General features: G+C 65.8%; 1 protein-coding gene (running past both ends of the window). It reads left to right on the top strand.

Every position in this 23,060-nt window falls within one protein-coding gene, locus ACIBW7_RS16440, for an HpcH/HpaI aldolase/citrate lyase family protein, read on the top strand. The gene is 126,159 nt long; 62,078 of those nucleotides lie to the left of the window and 41,021 to its right, leaving coding positions 62,079-85,138 in view — codons 20,693 (partial) to 28,380 (partial); the first complete codon in view begins at position 2. Both the start codon and the stop codon lie outside the window.

Here is a 23,060-nt window from a genome sequence, read left to right as displayed (position 1 = left end):
CCACTTCCCGCCACCGATGCCGAGCGGTGGGAAAGCGGCGGAGCAGGAACAGATCAGCGAGATCCCCGACGATGCCTCGTCGGGCGAGAGGGCCGACCTGTTCCTGGCCAGCTTGGAAGAGGGCGGTGACTTCGACCTGGCGGGTTTCGATTTCGATCTGTCGGCAGCCGACGACCTCATGGCGGACGAAGACGAAAACCCGGCCGCCGCCACCGAGACGAAACCCGAAAAGGCGGTCGAGGACCGGAAGGTGGAGCGAAACCGCGGCCGCCTCATCGTCGCCGCGAGCGTGGATCAGCTGGGCGGATACGTACTCGTTCACGACCGGCGCCACCCGTATCGCAAGGCGATGTGGTTCAGCATCTTCGCACCGGCCCAGGAAACCTCGCCGGCCGCCGATCCGCTCGAGCCGGTACCCACCGACATCTACGGAACCCGTGCTCTGCTGGCCGAGAACACCGATATCGACCCCGATACCCGGGCCCTGGTGGCAGCTGCCGTCGATACCGCGGTGGTGACATCGGCATTCGAGGTGGAGCGCGATCCCGCAACCGGCGCCGAGCGCGACGTCACCGCCGGTACGGAGCACGGCTCCGGTCTCTACCGCTACGACCTGTACCCGGCCAGCGAAGTGCTCACCGAACAGCACCGGCCCGGGCACACCGCGGATGACCCGGACGCGTCGGGCACCGGACAGAACGAGTCCGCGTACACCGGGTACCGGCTGGATCTGCTGGATATGGCCGAGACCGGCACGGCCCGGATGAGCCTGCGGGTAGTGGGCGGCGAACAGCTGGCGCTGGAAGTATCGGCGCGGCTCGATGACCGCCACCCGAGGCGTATCACCGCACTGGAACAGGTGATTCGCCGCCTGACTCAGGACTGGGTGACACCACGCCAGGCAGCCGACGCCGCAATGGCCGGTGTCGGCCGTCAGATCCGCGACGCGGTCGCCACGGGCGCCGCGTACGCGCACGCGTCGATATCGGGTGCGCCGGGCGAGCGAACCCTGACCGTCTGGAGCAGAACCGCGCAGGGAATCACCGGTGTGACGGTGACCGAAGCCGACGGAGCCGTTGCGGATGCGGATCTGGCAACGGCTCCGCCCCAGGTGAATCAGGAGAGTACCGAAAAGCCGGTCGGGACAACCAGTTTCGCAAGCGGATTCGCCGATCTCCTGGGCGCACCGGTAACGGTGCGCGCCGCGAGGCGCATGGGCCCCCCGGCCGAACACGCCAAGGTATGCGGTCGCGAAGTAGAGCTGAAATTCCAGCAACTGCTGGGCGCCAACGGATCTCGGATCACTCCCGCACCCTTGACCGGCGAGCTGGTAATGGACGGCATGACCGACCGGTCCTTCGCCGCCGGCCTGGCCGCGGGCTGGCGCGAGCAGCCGTTCGGCCGGGGCGTAACCGGGTTGGAGAAGGCGCTGGACGCGGTGCGCAACGGCGAGGTGCGCCCCGGAGACCGGGGCGCCATCGCGGGCGTGGTCGATCACGGTGCCATCGGCGCGCACGCCTTCGCCATCATGCGCGTGAACAAGGCACTGGCCGAGACGAACTCGCAACTGCGCGAAGGCGATGTGGTTGTGTTCGACAACGCCGATCCCGTTGCGGTCCGCAATGGTGGCTGGGTTGTCGGAGACACGGCGATCGCGGCCTGGATGCAACGCGTGACCGCTGGCAGTGATGCGGTGATCAGGGGCATCGAGTTCGATGAAAACCTGGACCCGGTAGTCGATTTCGCCGAGTGCCCGAGTATCGGCCTGGCCGGCACGATCGGCGCCCCGCCGGAAGCGCTGCGGCTGGCGGAGGTGACCAGGAGACAGCGAGCCGCCCGTCTGGCGCTCGGCACTCTGCGACGCGAATATCTCGACGCGGTGCGGTTGATCGACGCGGGCGAGCTGCCGGCGGACGCGGTGATCCGTCGACTGGAGGGCGTCGAGGGCAGTGTCCTCACACCTGCTCGCCGGTCCCGCCTGATCGAACAGGTCCGGCGCTTCGGCCATGCGGACGAGGCTCGCCATCGGCTGGGTGTGGTGAGCAGTCGGCATACCACCGCATTGGTGGCACGGGTGGCCCGGGGCGCCGAGGCCCGGCAGTTGGCCGCGCAGTTTGGCGTCGAGGTGCCCGACACCGAGCGGCGCGGTCGGCGGATGACCGCCAGGGCGGACCGGCTGGAGCGCGACGGCGACATCGAGACGGCACGGCAACTGCGACGACTGGTGGACGCGGCGGCCGCTCATCGAAAGGCGGATGCCCAGGCGCGCCGGCTGGAGAAGGAACTGTCCGCCGGACTGAAGGATCCCGGCGTCGTCCTCGACCCCGCTGCGGCGGACGCCGCCTCGCGTCGTCCCGGTGTCGCGGACGGCACGGCGGCTTTGCAGTCGCTCGCCGATATCTACGGCTACGACGCGGTGGATGTCGTCGAAGAATTGACGGTATCCGGCCTGTCCGACGCGGAGCTGCAGACGCGCGCACGAGGCAGGCTGCTGCGGGTGCCCGGGCCGAAAACCTTGGCCGAGACGCTGACCGGGTTGGGATCGAAGGCATCGGCGCTGGTTGTCGAGGTTCAACCCGACGGCTCCCGCGTCCGCTTCACGGTGACCAATCAGGACGGAATCCTCGTCAAGATCGCCCGGCACGTCGGTGACGTATCCGAGTTCGACGCCGAAAACGACTACCGCTCACCCAGTTACAGTGCGGTGTTCGACAACACCCGGATGTATGCCGTCGTCTACGACTCGATCGGCACTCCGGTCTACCCGAACGACGCCGCGAATCCCGTTGTCCCGCAGAGCGAGAGCCTGCCGGAGTCGCGGCGATACAACGACACCTTGGGGATGTATCTCTTCTCGCTCGATCGCGGACAGCAGCTCGCCGACGCGGAAGCGGCGGCCGCGCGGATCGGTCTCCAGGTGGATCTGTCGGATCCGGCGGTCCGGGCGCAGACATTGCGCGTTATCGACCGAGCCGCGTCGGTGGATGCGGCCCATCCGCAACACCCATTGTGGGTGGCGCTGCAAAATCACCGCGGTCTCAGCGAGGCGATGGACCGGTTGCACGAGTTGAACGCTCGACGGCTGCGAGCACTGCTCGACCGCCACCGGCTGCGTTCGGATCTTCGGCGCCGATCCACCGAACTCGGGTGGCACACAGCCGATATCATCGCGCGCCCGCCCGAGTTGTCGGAGCTCGCCGATGCCCTGGCCGAGGCCGAAGCGCTGGTGGCGCGGCTGGATCGGCGGATCTCCGGCGCGGTCGCGCAGCGCGTCCAAGGGCTCGCGGTCGATCTGCCGAGTTTCTGCATGCCCGCCGCGACCATGGTGGTCAAGGCGCTGACGAATAACCCGAAGATTCGCTTGCTGGAGCGAAACGGTGAGGGCACATCGAGCCTCGAGCTGGCCGTCGCTTTGGGCGCCGAGCTGGAGGATCTCGCCGACCACGCCGACATCGAGCGCATCCTGACCGATCTGGGCCCCGGCAGTCTGATGGTGGTCACCGACACCCTGGTCGGGAAAGACGGTCTGCCGGATGCGCACACCTACGTGGTCATCTTCGATAACGACAGCCCGGTGGTTATCGACTGGAATGGTGTTGTCGTCCATGACTTCCCGCCGCAACGTCAGTCGAAGGTGCTGTCCACCACCGCAATTGTTTTCGATGCCGCGGGGCAGGCTCGTGATTCGATGCCCGAAGCGAAGCGGGCGCTGCTGCAGGCTTTCGTCCGGCGTATCGGTGAGCAGCGTGCGGTGCTGAAAGGCTTGCAGCAGCGGATCGGCGAGGAATTTGCCACCCTGATCGCAGGTACGGACTTCGACCACAGTCCCCCCGCGGTGAGCGTGGATCTGCTCGACCTGCTGCATGCCGTGCCGGGGATCGATCGACAACAGCTCGATCTGGTGGCGGATCTGGTCCACCGACACCTCGATGCCGGTCGGGAACTGGGCGAGTTGACCGCCCATCTCGCGGACGCGTTCGCCGACTTCGATGCCGCACAGCCCCCGGCGCAGAATGGGACCCCGGTGTTCCGGCTGGGGGTGGATCGCCTCGAGGACCTCCGGCAGATAGAGCGCGTCGCCCTGTTGGGAGCTGTCGGGTCGCGCGTCCCCGACGAGGTCCGTCATGCGATGGCTGGTGATCTCGAATCACTGTTGGATGCGATTGCGCAGCTGCCGCCGGACCAGCGGATGTACTGCGACCTGGTGTACTTGCAGGGACTGTCCGACACGGAGGTCGTTGCGCGAACCGTGGGCATCGAACCCGACGCCGTGGACGCCCTCGGCAATACGGCGGGCCGGGCGGTGCGTGGCATCCTCGACGGCGCATCGGAGCATCGGGCGCGATCGAGCGCACCGGCTCCGGAAACGGGCGGTCGACGTCCGACCGTGCCAGAAGCTGTGGAGTCCAGAGCAGTCCGGTACCGCCACCCGAGGATGGACTCCGCCGGGTCGAACGAGCACACCATCACGCACTTCAATCACATTCCGCCGGAGCAGCTCGCAGAGCTGTTCGAGCAGCTGCCGCAGCCATTCGGACCGGAGTCCCAGCGGTGGGCGCTGGCCAATGCGGCCAGCACCACGCTGTACGGGCCATCGACGCAATCGAATATCGCGAAGAAAATCGAGAAATGGGGCCGAACGGGGGTTCCGGCACTGGTTTACGACCTGGAAGACAGCATTCCAGCCGAAAAAGTCCGCGAAGGCTTGGACAACCTCGTCGAACAGTTCACGCGATACGCGCGCACCGGGAAAGGACCGCGGCCGCTGCTGTTCGTCCGGGTGCGCACCCCGGAGCACATCATCGAATTGGTCGAGCGACTCGGCGAACACGCGAATCTGATCACCGGTTATGTGCTGCCGAAATTCACCACCCTGGACCAGATGTCACGTCGATTCCTGGACACCATCGCAGAGTTGAACACCGCGCACAATCTGATCCAATATGCGGTGCCGATCATCGAGACCGGTGATTTCGCGGATCCGCGAACCCGGGTGGGCGCCAATGCCGCAATCAAGGAGCTGATGGACGAGTACCCCGGCCTTGTGCTGTGGCTCGAGGTCGGATCGGCCGACCTGTCAGCCGCTTTCGGCATCAACCGGGCGAAGAATCGCACTATCTACGACACCATGGCCGGTGATGCGGTCAAGGACATGGCGGCGATTCTCGGCGCGGTGGTGCGCCGTGAGGTCGACGGGGAAATTCATTTCGAACGTGAATATCTGCTCAGCGGTCCGGGCTGGGAATTTTTCGACAAGGCGCCTGAGCCTCAGATCGAGCAGAACGCGAAGGACTACGGCGCCATCGTTGCCGAACTGCATGAAGGGCTGATCAACGAGCACGACATCAGCATCGCCAATGGCATGCACACCACGGGCGCCATCCACCCCGACCAAGTCCGAGTGGCGCTTGCCATGGCCGCGGTGTCCCACGAGGAATACCTGACCGCCGTGCAGCGGCTCGGCCGTCAGGTGGACGGTGGCGGTGGAGTGCACAGGGGGGAGGCTGCCGGCGGCAGCGGCCGCATCGCAGGCCCGCCGCATGGGGCGTGGGCATCGCTGATCATGGCCCGGGCCAAGGCATTCGGCGTCCTGAAGCCCGGTGTCGAATTCCATGACCTACTCGGCGAAAGCTTCTTCGCCGAACGTGCGGCCCGCCGTGCAGATGTGCAGCGGATTGTCAAAACCCAGTCCGATGCAACGGCACGACAGCAGCGCCGCGCCGCGGCTGCGGCCGCGCGTGTCCCCGCGCCGGCGGTCGAACCAGCCGTGGACGTTGTCGATGCGGCCGATTACCAACGCCCGTATGCGCCGGCCGACCATCGCACGACCACCGGGCCGAAGATCTGTGGTCCGTTGGTGCAGGGAGTGATTCGTGCGGTGGTGGACGACACCGTCACCGCGCGAATGAATCCGGCCTCGGTCGATGATGAAACCATTCGCGCGCACGGCATGTCGGATCTGGCGTTCGCCGCGGGTCTGGACGCTGACTTCCGCGATGAGCCGTTGGGGGTGGGGCGCGCCGGTCTGGCTGCTGCGGTGGCGGAGGTCCGGTCCGGTAAGCACGCCATCGCGGGTGTGATGAACCTCGGCGGCACCGGTCATCATGCCTTTGCCGTGGTGCGGGTGACGCAGAAGTTGCTCGATGAGAATCCGGACCTGCGTGGTCTGGTCCAGAGCGGTCTGGTCGAGATCGGTGATGTCGTGGTGCACGACAACGGTTTCCCGGGTGCGGTCGAGGGCCGGTGGATCATCGGCGAGACCGCGATCGACGCATGGGTAGCGGCCGCCGGTGTCGGTGTCGGTGATGTGGATGCCATCGTCTTCGACAGCCCTCGCGATCCGGAGATCCCGCTGCGCGGCCGCAAGCCCGTCGGGTTGAAAGAGCGTGCCGTGATCGGGGCTCGCGCGGACGACTCCCCGTTCCCCGACACCGCGGAACAGCGCAATCCGCAGGCGCGGGCGCTGGCGCTGACGTTGCGCAGCCGGATCGGTGGGATTGCGGAGCTGTTCACCCAGGAGCGGTTGCGGCGGGCACTGTGGATCGTCGGTGAACAGTTGCGGCAGTTCGAGTTCCGGGATTGGAGCTTCATCCGCTCAATGGGCCGACCGGACCAGCTCGGGAAGTGGATCGCGGATCGCATCGAGCACGAATATCGCATCGGAACCGAGACCGATGTGATCGGAGCCCAGTTCTCTCGGGCCGACGATTCGCAGCGGGATCTGATGCGGATTCTCGGGCGCAAGGAGCCACTGCCAGGATCCCGGACCTATCCACGCATCGAGGACTTCCGCTTCGGTGATATCGAAGCCGAATTGCAGAAATTCGCGCAGTGCACCAAGCCCACCACCGAATTCGGATACATCCTGCAATTGATGCGGGAGTTCCTGGATCTGGATTTGACGGAGTGGCAGCCGACCGCCGGCGAGGACCGGGCCTCTGCCGGTGTTGCCCCGGCGGGGCCGCCGGCCGCCTCCCATCGTGTGGGTGTGGTCACCGAGCGCGACGTCGCGATCGTCGCCGGCGTGGATCCGAATACGGCTGCGCAAGTACTACGGCATCAGCCGGGCCGCATCACACCGCAACGCCGCATGCGGATATGGCAGGTGGCCGGGCTGCTCGGATACCGTTCGGCGGCAGAGGTGGCCGACGGCGTGCGTCGCGTGGCACAACAGGCGGGGGATGCTCCGGAAGACACCAGCACCGTGCCGACCGTGGACGACCCGACCTACGCCGCCTTGTCGCAGGCCGCCCAACATGCCGTCGGATTGGCCGAAATATCCGATGGTGCACTGATTTTCGACACCTCCGCCGATGCCGTCGGGTATGCCGACGACCAATACGGCGCGACCTTCGGAACGCTGGACGAGGAACGCATCCGCCTGCTCACCTCGACCTGGGACGGCGGCAATACCGACGCCTGGAACGGATTCTCCGCGCCCAACTCGGTATTGGAATCCGGGGTGCCGCGACAAATGTCGCGCACGGAGGCATCGCCGTTGATCGCCACGGTCGACGACCTGGTCGCGGAGCAGCCGCTCATGCAGGACCTGATCCTGGTCGTGGAACTGCGCGCGGGCAACGATCTCGATCCGGCGCATCCGTGGATGATGCGCAGTGCGCACCTGTGGGAGGTCGGCTTCACCACCGGCGAGATAGCGGCTGCCGACAAGGAATTGGCCGACCGCAACCTGCTGTTCCTGCGGGTACCCGCGGGCACGGGTGCCTTCTGGCATCCGGAACGCAAAAAGTTTGTGCTGCAACGCAGTGTGCACATCACTCTGGAGCGGGTGCGCTTCGACGGCGAACGATTCACCGCCTACGGCGTTGCCGCTCCGCTGGCAGTCGAACCGTTCGTGGACACAGTGCCCGACGACGACCCGCCACCCTCGCCATACGACGTATTCGACGCCAAACCCCCGACCCACCCTCTGACCCGGCACCTGATGGATGCCGCGGACAGCAACTGCGCCACTCTGGTGCAGCAGGCCGCGCGCATTCGGCTGGGCGCCCACGGGGCGAAGATTCGGCCGGTCGTGGTCGAAGCGGGTATGGACGGTCAGACCGACGAGGAGTTCGCGACCTCCCTGCGCGGCGGTTGGCACCGAAATCACGACGGCAGCCCGCGTCCGTACGGACACGGTGCCGAAGGCATGCGAATGGCAGTGACCGCGGTGAAATTCGACCATCGGAGCATGGTCGCGGCGGTGGTCGAAGTCCTGCAGCCGGTCCTCGATCGTGGCGTGGTGCGGACCGAGCAGATCGGCCATCACGCTATCGCCGTCACCAAAGTCGACGAGGCTTTGGCCGACGCCTATCCGGTCCTGCACGACCGGGTGGGCGAGATCGCGGTTCTGGATTCCGGCGATCCGGAGGCGGTGGACGGCTGGATCGTCGGCGAAAGCGCCGTATCCGACTGGCTCGCGCGCCAAGCCGACGGTGTGGGCCGGGTCGATGTCATCGAATTCGACAGCGAGGGCGAGCCGGTCGAACACTGGAGTCGCCGCGCCGCCCGGCTGTTCCCGGCTGGTGAAGAGCATTGGATCGCGGGGCGAGCGGATCTGAGCGCCACCGGGGATCCGGTCCGCCCGCATGAGCTGATGCCGGCCCCGCCGGCCCGGGCCCCCGACCCGACCACCGATTATCGACGTCCGAAATCACCTGGCGCGGCGGCTGCCGCACGCGAGACCGATGTGGCAGCGGAGCTGAATCGGCGGTATGGCAGGCAGCTCACAGATCGGCTGTCGGCCCAGACTCGCGGCAACCGTGAAGTCGTGGCAACCGTCGCGCGCGAAACGTTCGAGCGAGCGGCCCGGGAATATCTGACACGCCGGCAGCTCACCTTGAGGCGGATTCTCGCCATTGCGTCGGAACGGCTCGCATTCGACCACTTCCGACGCGAGTACCCGCACTTCCAACGCCGGGTGTCCGAATTCCTCAGGTACTCCCCGCTGGCCGAGCGGCTGGCGCAGGTGGAAGCGGACCGGATGTGGGACGCGCTGACCGGACTACGCAGCCAGGGCGAACGCACGGTCGTACTGCGCCGGTTCCGCGACGGGGAAGCTCTCACCGCGCTGGCCGAGACCACCGGTTTCGACGGGCCCGTATTGGTCGACATGCTTCGTTCTGCCATTGCGGAACTGGCTGGAGCGCTCGACATCGAGGCGGCGCCGGTGCAGGCACCCGTTGAGCGGGAGCCACGTCCTTCGAGCCGTCCGTCGATTGCCGCGATCGCACAGGAAACGGGCCTTTCCGAGAGCGCCGTGCACAGGGCTCTGATGAAGCAGCAGGGGTCCGCGGAGACCAAGCGCGTTGTGCGGCAAGCCTATGAGGATCTGGGCGGCACGCTCGCTGATCTCGACGACAACGCATCCCACCCACTCTTGGACCGCGCGGGCCGACCGTCGGCCCGCGCGATCGCGCGTGAGACGGGGCTGTCCGAGAGCACTGTGTACAAGGTTCTCAACCAAGGGGGCGGTTCCGCACAGACCAGGCGCGTCGTGCTGCAGGCATTCCATGATCTGCAGGCCAGGGCGGCCGCCATCGCCGAGCAGGTATCACAGACCGACACCGAGCAGACTTCGCGTCCGGCGGTTCGACCGTCGATCCCCGCGATCGCGCGTGAGACCGGATTGTCCGAGAGCACGGTGTACCGGATTCTCGGGCAGCGCAAGGGCTCCCTGGAGAACAAACGGGTTGTGCTGCAGGCGTATTCGGATCTGGGTGGTGCCCTCACCGATGTCGCCGACCTTGTCGATGCGGCGCCGGCGGACAAAGTCCGGCCCGTGACGCTTCAAGATGTGGCAAGGGCGGCCGGAGTTGTCCCCAGCACGGTCAGCAGGGTGATCAACGGTCTGCCGGTGTCCGAGGAAACGCGGCAGAAGGTGACCGAAGCGATCGCCGAAACCGGTTACCAGCCTCGTAAACGGGGGCCGGTACGTCCGGGCGTGCGAATGCGGGTCGGGCTGGCCGAGGTGGCGGACGCGGCCGGAACCGGCCTGGCACAAGCACACCGAGCCCACCACGGACGTCCGGTGGCCGCGAATACCGCGCGGCGGCTGGCAACAGAAGGGGAGCGGCTCGGTTTCGACGTCGGCACCCCTCGCCGCCGGGTCACCATCGCTGATGTCGCCGAGCGTGCGGGAACGAGCTCGACGACTGTCGAACGGGTGCTGGCGAACCAGTCTGTCGACCTGTGGACCCGGGAGCGGGTGCTGCAGGCCATCCGTGACCTCGGCTACCAGGTGTCCGGCGGGTACGGCCGTGGCCGGGCGACCGCCGCCGACGGCAGCGTCGTGTCCTGGGAATGGGATCGGATCGGCGCCCATCAGCACCGGGGCGAACGGATCTGCGGTGCGCTCGTACAAGCGGAGGTCAAGGATTTCTTCGGCCCCTTGGGGGGTCGCATCAAACCCGCGAGGGTAACCAAAAACCTTGCAGCGCAAGGGATGACTGGTTTCGCATTTGCCCGCGGACTCGATGCGAACTGGGAGGATTCGCCGGCCGGTTACGGTCTGAACGGCTTGAAAGCTGTGGTGGAACACGTGTGGTCGCATGGCGGTGCCATCGCTGGCACGATGGACTTCGCAGACAAGGGCGCGCACGCGTTCGCGGTATTCAAGGTCACCGCGGAATACGCGGCCCGCAACGCACATCTGAACCTGAAGCCCGGCGAAGTCATCGTTTTCGACAATGCCGTGGGCGGCATCGTGCGCGGCGCCGACGTGGACACCTGGATCGCCGAGGCCGCGGCCGCCGGTGCGACCGAGATCAACTGGATCATCTTCGAAGAGGGCGGTCGGTCGAAGGATCCACTCGGCACCGACCGCCGGCCGAAGCCGGGCCGTGGTCCCAAGGGGCCGATCGGCGCCCGCCCTCCTGTCGAAGCGTCAGTATCCGACGGCGACCGCCGTGGTGGGTGGACCGATTTTCCCGAATTGGACGCTGCGGACTACGAGCGCCGGTATGGGACAAGGGATTACGGAGTTACTGCAGAAATTGAAGACGGTGTTCTCCGTCTCACCATAGAAGCTGGTCCCGGCACGCCATCAGGACGTGAGATGTTCCGGCATCTCATGGATTCTCTTCCCCGTCCGGTGCGGGAAATCCATGGGCACTGGAACTTCTACAACGTAGCCGGTGAGTTGATTCGTCCCCAGGACCTGACTCCCGACAATGTACGTGGCTGGCTGGGGTCGAACCTCGAAACCTTCAACAAGCTCCTGAAGGCGGGATTGCCTCCCGAGGATGCGGCGCGACGCACTTTCACGGGCATCGTGGCCGGTGAATACGGTTACACCCGAGTTCGTACCCTCTCCCTCAAAGGCGACGACGGTGCGGGCTCGATCGAAGGTGATCATTTCTACGGTGAATTCACCGAAGTCGATGTGCGATTCAGCAAACCGGAAGACCCACAGCAGCCCGAGGCCGGTGATCGCGGCACCTCCGATGCGGATGGTCCAACAGAGGGACCAGCTCGGCCGGAGGAGCAGGTGCGGTTCGGCCGGTTCCGGGCGAGCCTTCTCGCTGAGATGCGTTCGGCCCGGCCCGATGTGCTCGACAATGATCCGAGATATCGGGCAGTGCGTGATGCAGACAGCAATCGGGTGTGGTCCGCCGTTGCGGGTCTGACCGAACAGCAGCAAGAGTATATCCGGGGATGGCTCTGGGAACGGAAATCGTTGCGCGAACTGGCGCAGCGGCTGGGGCTGCGGCGCAGCGGACCTGAATTCCTTCGGCTGCAGCGCGAGACCGTCGCCGAGTTGGTGAACGCGATTGTCGGAGACGCGGGCGGAGCACCGTGGACCGCGTCGGAACCGTGGAATGTGTTGCAGGAATTGCCGGAGGGGTCCGAGGCCGCGTCGCTGGCGGCGACGCTCGGCGACGATTCGAACGGCGCAAACGAGGAATTCGAGAACATCGACGACCCACGCGTGATCGAGACCGTGCTGAGCTCGACGCTGGGCCTCGACGTTGTCGGATTCGGGCTGCGGGCAATCACGCACAGGGCAGCCCGCGAGTTCGCGCAGGCGATCGTCGATATGTGCTGGGCGCACAGCGAAATCGAAGTGCGCGGCGGGTTCGCGATCGGAGCGCAGCAGCAGGAGGTCCGCGTAGTGGCGGGGTACGTGCTACCCGAGACCACCGGGCCGGCATTTACCGGATCGGTCTACACGCAGTCGGTGGGACTGAGCGAGCGGCTTGCATCGGATCCGGCCCTTGCCGAGGGGGTGGTGTACGACAAGACGGTTCGCGCCCTCGCCGAGAGCCTCGATATCGCCGGTCAATGGCGTGCCGCGCCGCTGGCGCTGGAGCGGCTGCGGCGTTTTCATGACGAGAGCGGCCAGGGACAGCGGCTGAGCTTCGGCGATTGGCTGCGGGAAAACTTCGACAAGGATTGTTTCAATCCGAAGGTCACGGATTCGGAGCAGGCCTTCGGGCCGAGTTGGGCACTGTATTCGTCGTTCGCCGCGGTCGAGGTCGGTGGCTTCACGGATGGCCAGCGGGTGTTGTATCTGTTGCTGGTTGAACAGGCCAGAATATGGCACCGCCGCGACGCATACAGCCCGCGTATTCCGATCGAGGAAGCGACGACGTCCGCTGAGGCCGGACGAGCGGTCGGTGCGGCGCTCTTGGAAGAATTCGGCGTCCTGACTGTCGGTCTGGACGCTTTCGGGAGCGATCCGCGCGCGGTCCAGCAGGTGAACGCCGCGCTCCGTGATGTCTATCGATTGCACCCCGAGATCGACCCGAGTGTGATTCGGTTGGGGGGTCGTCCGAAGGGGGAATATGCCATTACCATGGGGCCCCGATCGATCACCCTCGGCGCGCACTGGATGCGGAATCCCCGAAGTGTTGAACGCGGCTTTCAGGCCGATATAGAAACGAACTTCCACCGCGGCTCGGCCGATCGCGCCTGGTATTTGATCTTCGTACACGAATTGATGCACGCTCTCCACTTCCAGGGCTGGAACGTACTGACCTTCTTTTTGCTGCGACTGGATCAAGAAGCCGTCATTGCTGAGCTGCGGAAAGAATTCAGAAGACAGCCACCTGCGGTTCGTGCCCTGAAATTCGACAATTGGTTGAGTGATCAGTTCACCGGGTACAGCTTCGCTCAGGACAAAGAGCTCGCTCGCTCGGAAGCGCTGCGAAAAGGATTGGTCGAGGCATACGCCGAAGCCGGTGCTGCCGTCCTCCCGGAAATAATGGAGGCGATGCGACGAGGATCGCTGGACGCGAATGCCGATATCGTCGCGATCCTGGAAAACTTGCCCGAGGAACGCACCACCCCCGGAGAGCGGCTGTTGTATCGCCGTCTGGTTCGGCAGGTGCGGTCCGCTGTCGCACGGCGACGTGCTCAGGCGTGGAGGACGATTCTCGCGGATGCGGCCGCAGCCCGGGGTGGGGAACCGCTGGGCCCGCAAGCGCGGCTCTTCACGGGCGCGGTCCCATATATCGAGGTCTTCACGGGGACCGGCGAAGACGGTCGCGCCATGGACCCCCGGTTGCGGGCAGCGCTGGAGCGACAGGGTATTCCGGTTATCGAAATCCAGGTTGATGAGGCGGGCACAGCGTTCTCCGAGGAATCTCTCGACTCGTTCATCGACCGGCTCCGCAATCGGGATGGAACCAGACAGCAGCATGCGGCCGCTGCCAGGGCGCCGTGGCGGGTTGTTCTGCAGGTACTGGCCGAGCACATGGGTGTGGCCGGGCAATTGGACGATCTTCGAGCGCTCTTCGAGCTGACCCGGCGCATCGATGAGCTGGATCAACATATCGCTCTTCCCCACATCTCGCCGGCCGCTCGCGCCGAATCGGTAGCGCAACGCGGCGACCCTCGCGACGAGTGGTGTCGATTGGCCGCCGGTTTCGGGATCCGGTCGCGACATTTGGGCTCGAACAATTCGGACCCGCTGCCACATCGGTTGCCGGGGCATGTCGTGTCGCTCGTCAATCGAGTGACGGATTTCGATTCCCGCATCGCTCGAATAAGTGACCTCATGGCGTGCCGCCGTGTATGGCCGCAAATATTCGAGGCGGCCAACGCGCAGGCTGTGACGCCATTTGTCGGCTTCAGTGAGAAGAAACTCCGAGAGGACGGGAAGCTCCAAAAAACCGTGGTGACGGTGCTGGGTCCGCGCGTCCACAATCCCGGTGCGCATTTCGATTACCTCGACGCGCTCGAATACGCGCTGGTCGACCCGGAGTTTGCCACCGCGCTGGAGCGGGCCGAGAACATCGAACTCCGATACATCTCTGTAGTCGATGAAAGTGAATTCGGGTACCCATGGCCCGATCCGGAGTCGTTGATATCGCCGGTCGACACCGACGGGTCGAAATGGAACGACGTCGGCGTAAAATTGCGGCTGTTCGACATTGCTCAACTGGAAATGCGTCGCGGTGAAGACGGCGAGTTCGAGCAACGTCGGTTGAGCAGCGATCAGCGTTGGCTCACGCTTTTTCCGTTCTCTGCAAACGAAACCTCGAAGACGAAAACCGATCCCGAGAGCAATCGGGCTGAGCTGGAGAGCCTCGGGCAGGGCCGGGACGAACTGGTGGGTCGTCGCCGTGAGGTGGAGGATGAATGGAAGCAGCTGGCACGACGACTCGGGGTCGAGGCGGAGGATCTGGCGCCGGACAACCTGGGCAAGCTCGGTCAGCACGCGCTGGACCGCTGGGAGGCGCTGGAAATACTGCATGCCGTCCTCGAGCGTGCCGACCAGGGGGACAGAGAATGGGGGACGCGTCTCGGTGAGCGGCAGCTGTCGCTGGAGCAGGTCCCCAATGCGCGTGACATAGGTGGACTGCCGACTGGCGATGGCAGGCGTACACGCTTCGGGGTGCTTTTCCGGTCCAGCACCCCGCAATACGCCACCGAGTCCGATGTGCGCACATTGCGCAATCTCGGGGTCGACGTGGTGCTCGACCTGCGAACGCCCGAACAATCATTGGAGGGGGGCCACGGGTTACTGCCCGGGGCCGGAATTCAGTGTGTCAATCTGCCCGTCAGCACCGACGGTGAACTTCCCCGCGGAAAGAACAACTTCACAAAACTCTACCTGCAGACTTTGACATCGACAGTCAGTGCGCAGGCAATTGTTCTGGCGGTGCGACACCTTATTGATCCCGAGCGGCGTGCCGTCCTGATTCACTGCATCCATGGAAGGGACAGCACCGGAATTCTCACCGCGTTGCTGCTCGCTGCCGTCGGTGTTCGGACCGAGGCAATCGTGCACGATTACGCCCTCACGAACGCGAACCTCCACCGCCTGAAAGGACTGCCGGGCAGTTGGGGGCGAGCCACCGAACCTGTCGCTATCCGCAAGGTCCTCGAATTCCTCGACCACCAAGGGGGCGCCCCGGCCTTCTTGCGAAGCCTCGGCGTGACCGAGGCCGAACTTGCTCTCCTGCGCAATGTCCTGATCGAACCGACACCAACGAGCGGGCAAATCGGCGAAGCAGTGGCCATACCCGCACTGAATACCTCGGTTGCCGCGGCTGATTCAGGGTCGCAATCGAATTCGATCCCGGGCGGCTCCGGCCACCGGCCGACGCCGGACCGTGGTCCCGAGGGACTGATCGGCGCTCGCCCACCTGTCGAAAGGCCGGTACCCGACGGCGACACGGCGCCCGACGACGCTGCGATCTCCATCCTGGTCAATGAACTGACACAACGGCTGGGGTTGCAGCGCGGTGTGCTCACCCAGGGCGGGTTGCGGCACGCGGTGGAGATCATCCAGATGCAACTGCGGTTGATATCGGCTGAGCAGTGGCAGCACATGGTGCAGAACCGGGACGTCGATGATGTCGCGGCGCAGGTTGCGGCATGGCTGGGCGAGCGGGTGCGAGCCGACGCGAGGATCGCAGAGCGCACGATGACGATGACCAAGGCCGCGGGGCGCTCGCATGCCGCACGCGAAAGGCTGAGGTTGTCGCTCCAGGCACAGGGAGCGGCCGACGCCGAGCGCCTGGACCGCCTATTGTGCCGGATTCTGGCTGTGCCGGAGTTGGACCGTGGATTTGTGCTCGGAGATCCCGAACAGCCGTTGGCCGCGCTGCGGCGGATGGCCGAGGACCTGGGTTCGCCCGAGCTGATAGAGCTGGTTGAGCTCGTCGACCGCTATCTCGCGGTGCGCTGGCAGGAATTTGCCACGGCCACAGTGGATTCCGTGGTAGCTACCGATTCCGCCGGACAGGTGCCACGGCGTCTGTCGAATGCCGAGGTACTGCAGGTCGCGCGGCGAGCCGAGGTAGGCACCAACTTGGTCCGCCGTTTCCTGCGGGGCCTCGAGCCGGCTGATCCGGCCAGGCTGACGCGTATCCGGGAGGCGTTGGAGTATTTCGGACATACCGCGCTGTCGAATGTCACCGATATTCCTGAATTGCCGGTATCGCTGCCGCCGGAGATCGGCGGCAGCGATAGTGTGCATCGTGGTGTCGGTGCGGCCGATCCGGCGGTGATCGCCGGGAGCGGCATCGAAGTCACCGGCGAGACAGCCACATTCGAACTCCCGGATGTGCTGCGGAATGGGCCGTTCAACTGTGCGCCCGGGATGGTCGGGTTCGTCAACGAGTTCCAGGACGAGATCGGCGCGCCGCGCGGACCGGGGTTGGCCGATTCGCCGGAAATCGATCAGCACGGTGTCTATGAGGAGGCGATCGCACGCGGGATCGGCCTCGAGTGGGAAGAGGATGGGTTCGGGCTCGGGACCGAAGGACTGCTCGCGGTCCTGCGGTTGGTCGACGATCCGGCGGCCCGCAAGGATCCGAGTAAGCGCCGGGCAGTGGCCGGTGTCATGGAATTCGGTGATGCGGGTGGGCACGCGTTCGCCGTGAAGATGCGTGCCGACGGCCGGATCGAGGTCTTCGAGAAGGTCGGCGGGAAAGTGCAGCGCTGGGTCGGCGATGCCGAAGTCCGGGCGTGGCTCGCCCAATGGTCCGGAAAGGTCGGCCGAGTACTCGGGATTGTCGTCGAAAAGACGCCGGGCTCGGGCAAGCTGTTCGTCGAAGGTCGCGATCGTGCCGAAATCATCGCTCGTGCGGCGCCGAGGGGACGTATCCGCGGCTTGGCGGTCGGGATGCGCACCGAATCTGCGGGGGCGATCCTCGGCTCGACCGAGACTTGGAGCCGATCGCAGCGTGCGTCGGCAAAGCTGTTGGACCGGGCAGGTTTCCGGGTCGAGCGCGGCCGGGACCTGCGCCTCGACGGCCGGGAGTTCGCACACGCCGTGCCGCCGGTGTCCGGTGTCCGGACGCTGCGCTCATGGCTCGAGCATGTGGTCACAGGTCGGCAAGCCGATCGGATCGTGGTCGACCTAGTCGATGCCGGTGCCGGTGTTCAGGAGCTGGCGCGGGAGTTGAACCACCGGCCGATCGCGGGGTTGCGCGAGCTGGTGGTGATCGACCGCTACGGCACTGTCGTGCAGCTGGATCGACCTGATGTATCGGATGCGTCGGATGGAAATGGATCCGCTCCGGATGCGCACGAGCGCAAGGACTCCGATCACATCCACAGCGATGATCAGGGCAACGCCGAGTCGGGTGGGCGCGGCCGCGGCGACGACGGTGGCGACGGACCACCCTTGCCGCCGGAGTTCGGCGACGAGCCGGCCGGCCCGCAGCTGCCGGTTGCCCTGGCTGCCATCCGATCCGCGGACGAACTGCGCCTGCAGCAGGTACTTGCCGAACTGGTGATCGAAAACGGTTATCGCACCGCGGATCTGACCCCGGAAAAATTGCAGACGAAGCTGTCCGACTTCTATCGGGAAATGGAGGAGCAGAGCAGTCAGCCCCCCGGAACGGTGACCGATGACGCCGGGGTGCAGCGGGCTCTCACCCTGCTGCCGGAACACCTTCCGCCGGGAGTGCGGGAAGAGCTCGGGCAGGCGTTGAGGGATCGGTACGGGCGGATCGCACAAGTCGATGGTCTGCATGCTCGGATCACGATGATCGACCGGTTGGACGCGCTCCTGCTCGAGACATATTCGGACAGTGCGCGTGGCGAGGAGTTCCGATCGCTGGCAGCCCAGGTCGCCGAGCTCGGCGGTTTCGCTGCCGAATTGAGCGAGGCACGCAACCTGCCGCTGTTGCCGCAGCAGGTGCTCGGTGTTCCCGATTGTGGTTGGGAGCCTGGGGAATTGCATCCGGATGCGGCGGTCGAGCAGGTTGTGGGTGACCGGTTCGCGATGGCCGGGATGCAGCTCGCGGATGCGCTGCCCGGTGTGGATCTGGATGCTCCGGTTGTTGCGCAGGTCGCAACGCTGCTCGGTGACGATCTGCTCCGCGTGCTCGAATTGGAGCCGCTGGCAGTGGAATTCGAGCGGCTGCGCGGGGTGAAGAACGCGATCCATGCGATCGAAGCGCAGGCCGACCGGCTGCGTGACGCCGCCCGCCGGTTGGACGATTCCCTGGCTGGAATGGTGCCGGAACCGCATGGCTTGCCGGCCGCACGGATCGGTCTGGGGGTGGAGCTCATCGCGTTGCGGCTGCGAACAACGGCTGAACTGGACGCCGAGCGCGAGTATCTCGTTGGTGATGGCGCCCGATTCGGAGTACACCCGGGCGAATTCGACAATGAGCAGTTGGAGCAGTTGCGGGATCGCCGCGCTGCGCTGGCGGAACAGCTCGCGGGGTTGCTCAGCGATGTCACCGCGCAGGATTTGACGTCTGCCTGGGTTGACGAAATGGCGAAGCAACTGGGGCCGGAGCTGGGCAGCTCCCCGGTGTTCGACGCTATTCGGGATTTGGTCGAACTCGACGTGATATTGCGCGACGCCGCCGAATTCGTCGATGAGAACAAAGCCGCCGGGTTCCGTGCCGAGGTGTTCGACAAGCTGGAGAATGCGCTCGCGGAAGCGCATGCGGAGCAACGGAATTCGGCGTATCGGCTGGCCGCCCTGGGTCGTTCACAGTCCGCTGAGACAGCTGGGCAGATGGCGGCCGCGATCATCCGGTTGCGGCAGGCGGAAGAGAGGTTGGCGCGGTTACGGGCTGAGCGCAAGAAGCTCGGTGATCTCGCGAGTGTGCTGCTCGAGACCGGGAAATATCTGGATATCAGGATCGAAGGCGTCTTGATCCAGAGCGATTTTGCCGACGAGGATCATATCGAGGCACGTAGACGGCTGGATGCGGATCCCGGGCTGGGCCGTCTGCACAACGTGCGTGCCGAGCTGCATCGGCGACTGGATGCGGCCTTGGCACAAACCGTCGCGCTGACGACCGCCCCGCGACAGCTGCCGGACCCGAAGCCGTCGCACCAGGTCGGTCTCGAGCCTCGCGTTGATGGTCCACCGGTTGTTGGTGAGACAGCTGTGTTCGAGGTTCCGGATGTTTTGCGGAATGGGCCGTTCAATTGCGCGCCGGCGATGGTCGGATTCATCAATGATTTCCAGGACGAGATCGGCGTGGCCCGTGGGCCGGGTTTGGCTGATTCGCCGGAAATCGACCAGCTGGGGGTGGACGAGGAAGCGATCGCGCGTGGCGTCGGACAGGAGTGGAAGGAACGTGGTTTCGGACTCGGTATCGGCGGACTGCTCGGGGTATTGCAGCTGGTCGACGATCCGGCGGCTCGCAAGGATCCGACCAAGCGGCGTGCGGTGGCCGGTGTCATGGAATTCGGTGATGCGGGTGGGCATGCGTTCGCCGTGAAGATGCGTGCCGACGGCCAAGTCGAGGTGTTCGAGAAGGTCGGAGGACGGGTCCGGCGCTGGGTCGGCGAAACGGAAGTCCGGGCGTGGCTGGCCGAACGAGCCGCAGGGGTCGGCAGAGTGCTCGGGATCGTCGTGGGGAAAGACCCCGGTGCGGGCCGGGTGTTCGTCGAAGGTCGCGATCGTGCCGAGATCATCGCTCGTGGGGCGCCGAGGGGTCGGGTTCGTGGCCAGGCTGTCGGTGTACCCAGCGCACCGGCGGACCTGGCCGGGGACCTCACTGCGGCTCAGCATGCTTCGGCAATTGTGTTGGCCCGTACGGGTTTCCGGGTCGAGACGGACGGTGGTGAACGAGGCGATGCCGCAGCAGATCTGCGTCTCGACGGCCGGGAATTCGCGCATGCGGCGCCGCCGGTGCCGGGGGTTCGGGCATTGCGTTCGTGGCTCGAGCACACGGTGGTGGGCAAGAAGGCCACCCGGGTCGTGGTCGATCTGATCGAGGCGGCTGTCGGTGTCGGGCAGCTGGCGGAGGAACTGAGCCGTAGGCCGATCGCGGGGCTGCGCGAGTTGATCGTGATCGACCGCTACGGCACGGTCGTGCAACTGGATCTGCCAGCGGCGAACGCCTCGGATGAGTCGGACCGGGGTGTTCCCGACCACGATGACCGCACGCACTCCGAAGGCATCGACAATGTCCGCGGCGGAGGCGACAACCACCGCGATGCCGACTCGGGCGGTCGCGGCGACGACGGCGGAAGTGGGGACGGTCCCTCGCAGTCGCAGGGGGAGGGTGACGAGCCGGCCGGGCCCGAACTGCCCGAAGCCCTCGACGCCACGCGCCGCGCCGACGAACTGCGCCTGGAGCAGATCCACGCGCAACTGCTGACCGAATATGGTTTGGGCACAGCGGATCTGGATCCGGGAGCGCACACTGCCGAGAAGGTGCAGCAACAGCTTTCCGTCGTCTACCGGGCGTTGGAACAAGCCGGTGGATGGCAGCCCGGGACGGTGAGCGATGAGGCCGGGGCCGAGCGAGCGTTCGCATTGGTCTCGGCGCAGGGGCATCAGGCCGAGCTGACGAACTACCTCAGGGGAGTGTTCGACAGGCGGTCCGAACAGCTGAAGCTGGTGCGCGAGGCCGATCGGCTCCACTTCCGGATCACGCTCATCGACCGGCTGGAAGCAGTACTCCTCGAGACCTACCGGGACAGCGAACGTGCCGAGGAGTTCAGGTCACTGGTAGCTCAGGCCCGCAAGTTTGCCCAGCTCGCAGCCAAGCGTCATCTGGTCCAGGACGCTCCGCTGTTGCCACAGCAGGTGCTCGGTGTTCCCGACTGTGGTTGGAAGCCTGGGCAATTGCATCCGAACGCTACAGTCGAGCAAGTCGTGGGAGACCGGTTCACAACGGCCGGTATGCAGCTCGCGGATGCGCTGCCCGGGGTGGATCTGGATGCTCCGGCGGTCGCGCAGGTCGCAACGCTGCTCGGTGACGATCTGCTCCGCGTGCTCGAATTGGAGCCGCTGGCAGTGGAATTCGAGCGGCTGCGCGAGGCGAAGAACGCGATCGATGCCATCGACGCACAGCGACTGCAGTTGCGTGATCGCGAACTCGAGCTGGACTCTGCCATGGCGTGGCAACTGTTCGCGCGACCGGCGCCGGAAGAACCCACGGTCGGCTGGGTCGGGCTGGGCGCAGAGCTGATCGCTTTGCGGTTGCTGACGACGGATCGGCGGGACAGCCTGCGCGAGTTCCTTACTCGGTATGGCGCCCGATTCGGTGTGCGCCCGGATGAGTTCGATCGTGAGCAGCTTCGACAATTGCATGATCGCCGAGCAGCGCTGGCGGCACGGCTGGCCGGTTTGCTCAGCGATATCGCCGAGGAGGAACTGACACCGGAGTGGGTCCGGAATCAGGCGATAGAGCTCGGACCCGCGGGCAGCTCGCCGGCCATCGACGCCCTGCGGGAATTGGCTGCCCTGGACGGACTGCGTGGCATCGCTTCCGAGTTCGTCGCCGAGAATGCGACGGCCACATTCCAATCCGGCGTGCTCGACCTGCTGGCGGATGCTTTGGCACAGGCACATTCAGCGGAACGGCTCGCCGTGCGTCGGCTCGCCGCGCTGCATCGTTCCCATGCCGAGACGGGTGCGCAGCGGGCAGCGGCGGTCATCCGGTTGGAGCAGGCTCGAGAGCGTTTGTCCCGGCTGCAGACCGAGCGTACGAACCTCGGCGCACTTGCCGCGCTGCTACGCGAGAGCGGGAATACACGGGCCGAACTGCAGCGAGAACTCATCGATACCGTAGGCAGGGGCGCCGATCTCAGCCGACTGCAGGGTCTGGCGTTCGAGCTGATGCGACTGAAGCGTGAGCGTGCCGAACTGGAGAAGCGGCTCCTCCACGCGCTGACGAAGACAATTTTCGTGATGGGCCCGCCGGTGCTGTTCGGTGGGCAGGGTACCGATACGCTGCCGTCCTCCGGCTTCGACGGGGTAGGCGGTGCCTTCGTGGCCGGTATCGGCGGCGGAGTGGCGGGCTCGTCACTCCGCAACAGCTCCGCCACGATGTGGTCGGGCGGGGGCCTCACCGGAATGACGTGGAGCCCGATACGGTCCGGAAGCGGCCCCACCGACGGCACCGGCGAGCACGCGACGCCCGAGTCCGATTGGCGCGGTCGGCTGCAACGCGATATCGAACGCGAGCAGCAGGTCGATGCGCTGACCGCCGTGGTCCGCAGGGTGTTCGCGGCTCAGCCCGAGGACGTACCGGAAATCGTGGAATCGTATGTGGCGCAACCGGATCAGGCGATCGACGACTATCCGGCGGATATCCTCGAGTCCGACTACGAGGAGCTGCATGCCGCCGCCACCTACTTCATCGATGTCAAGCGGGCCGACGCCGAGGCCGCGCAGCACATGCAGGAGACGGCGGATCGGCACGCATCTCGGATCAAACTCGCCCGCGAACTTCGCGAGCTCGGCCTCCCGGCCACCGACCCCACGGCCGGTCCGGTGGGGCCGCCGCCGAAGGACGGCCTGTGTGCGCCGCTGGCCGGGCAGGCAGTCAATGACTACTACCACGATGTGCGCGATGGGCGGCGAGTCGTCACCATGCCGTCGGTCGCCATCGACGAGGAGGGCACCCCCGGCGCCGCGCTGTCGTGGCTGGCCGGTGGGCACGCCGACGACATCGGCCGCGGAGTCGCAGGGCACGAGGCCATCGCCGCCAAGCTGTTCGGCGTCGAACCCGGCCAGAAGCCGACTGCGACTCAGCGCGAAAGCAACCACCGCCGCGGCATGCTGGTGATCGATACCTACCACGCGCTCGGCGATTCCGAACCTCGCACACACGCCTACTTCGTGGTCAACCACAACGGTGAACTGCTGAAGTTCGACCGCAGCGGCAATACGGTCG

The organism is Nocardia sp. NPDC049526 (assembly GCF_044465765.1).
GTDB lineage: Bacteria > Actinomycetota > Actinomycetes > Mycobacteriales > Mycobacteriaceae > Nocardia.
The sequence above is the reverse complement of the archived record's forward strand: the minus strand, read 5'-3'. Positions and strand labels throughout refer to the sequence as shown.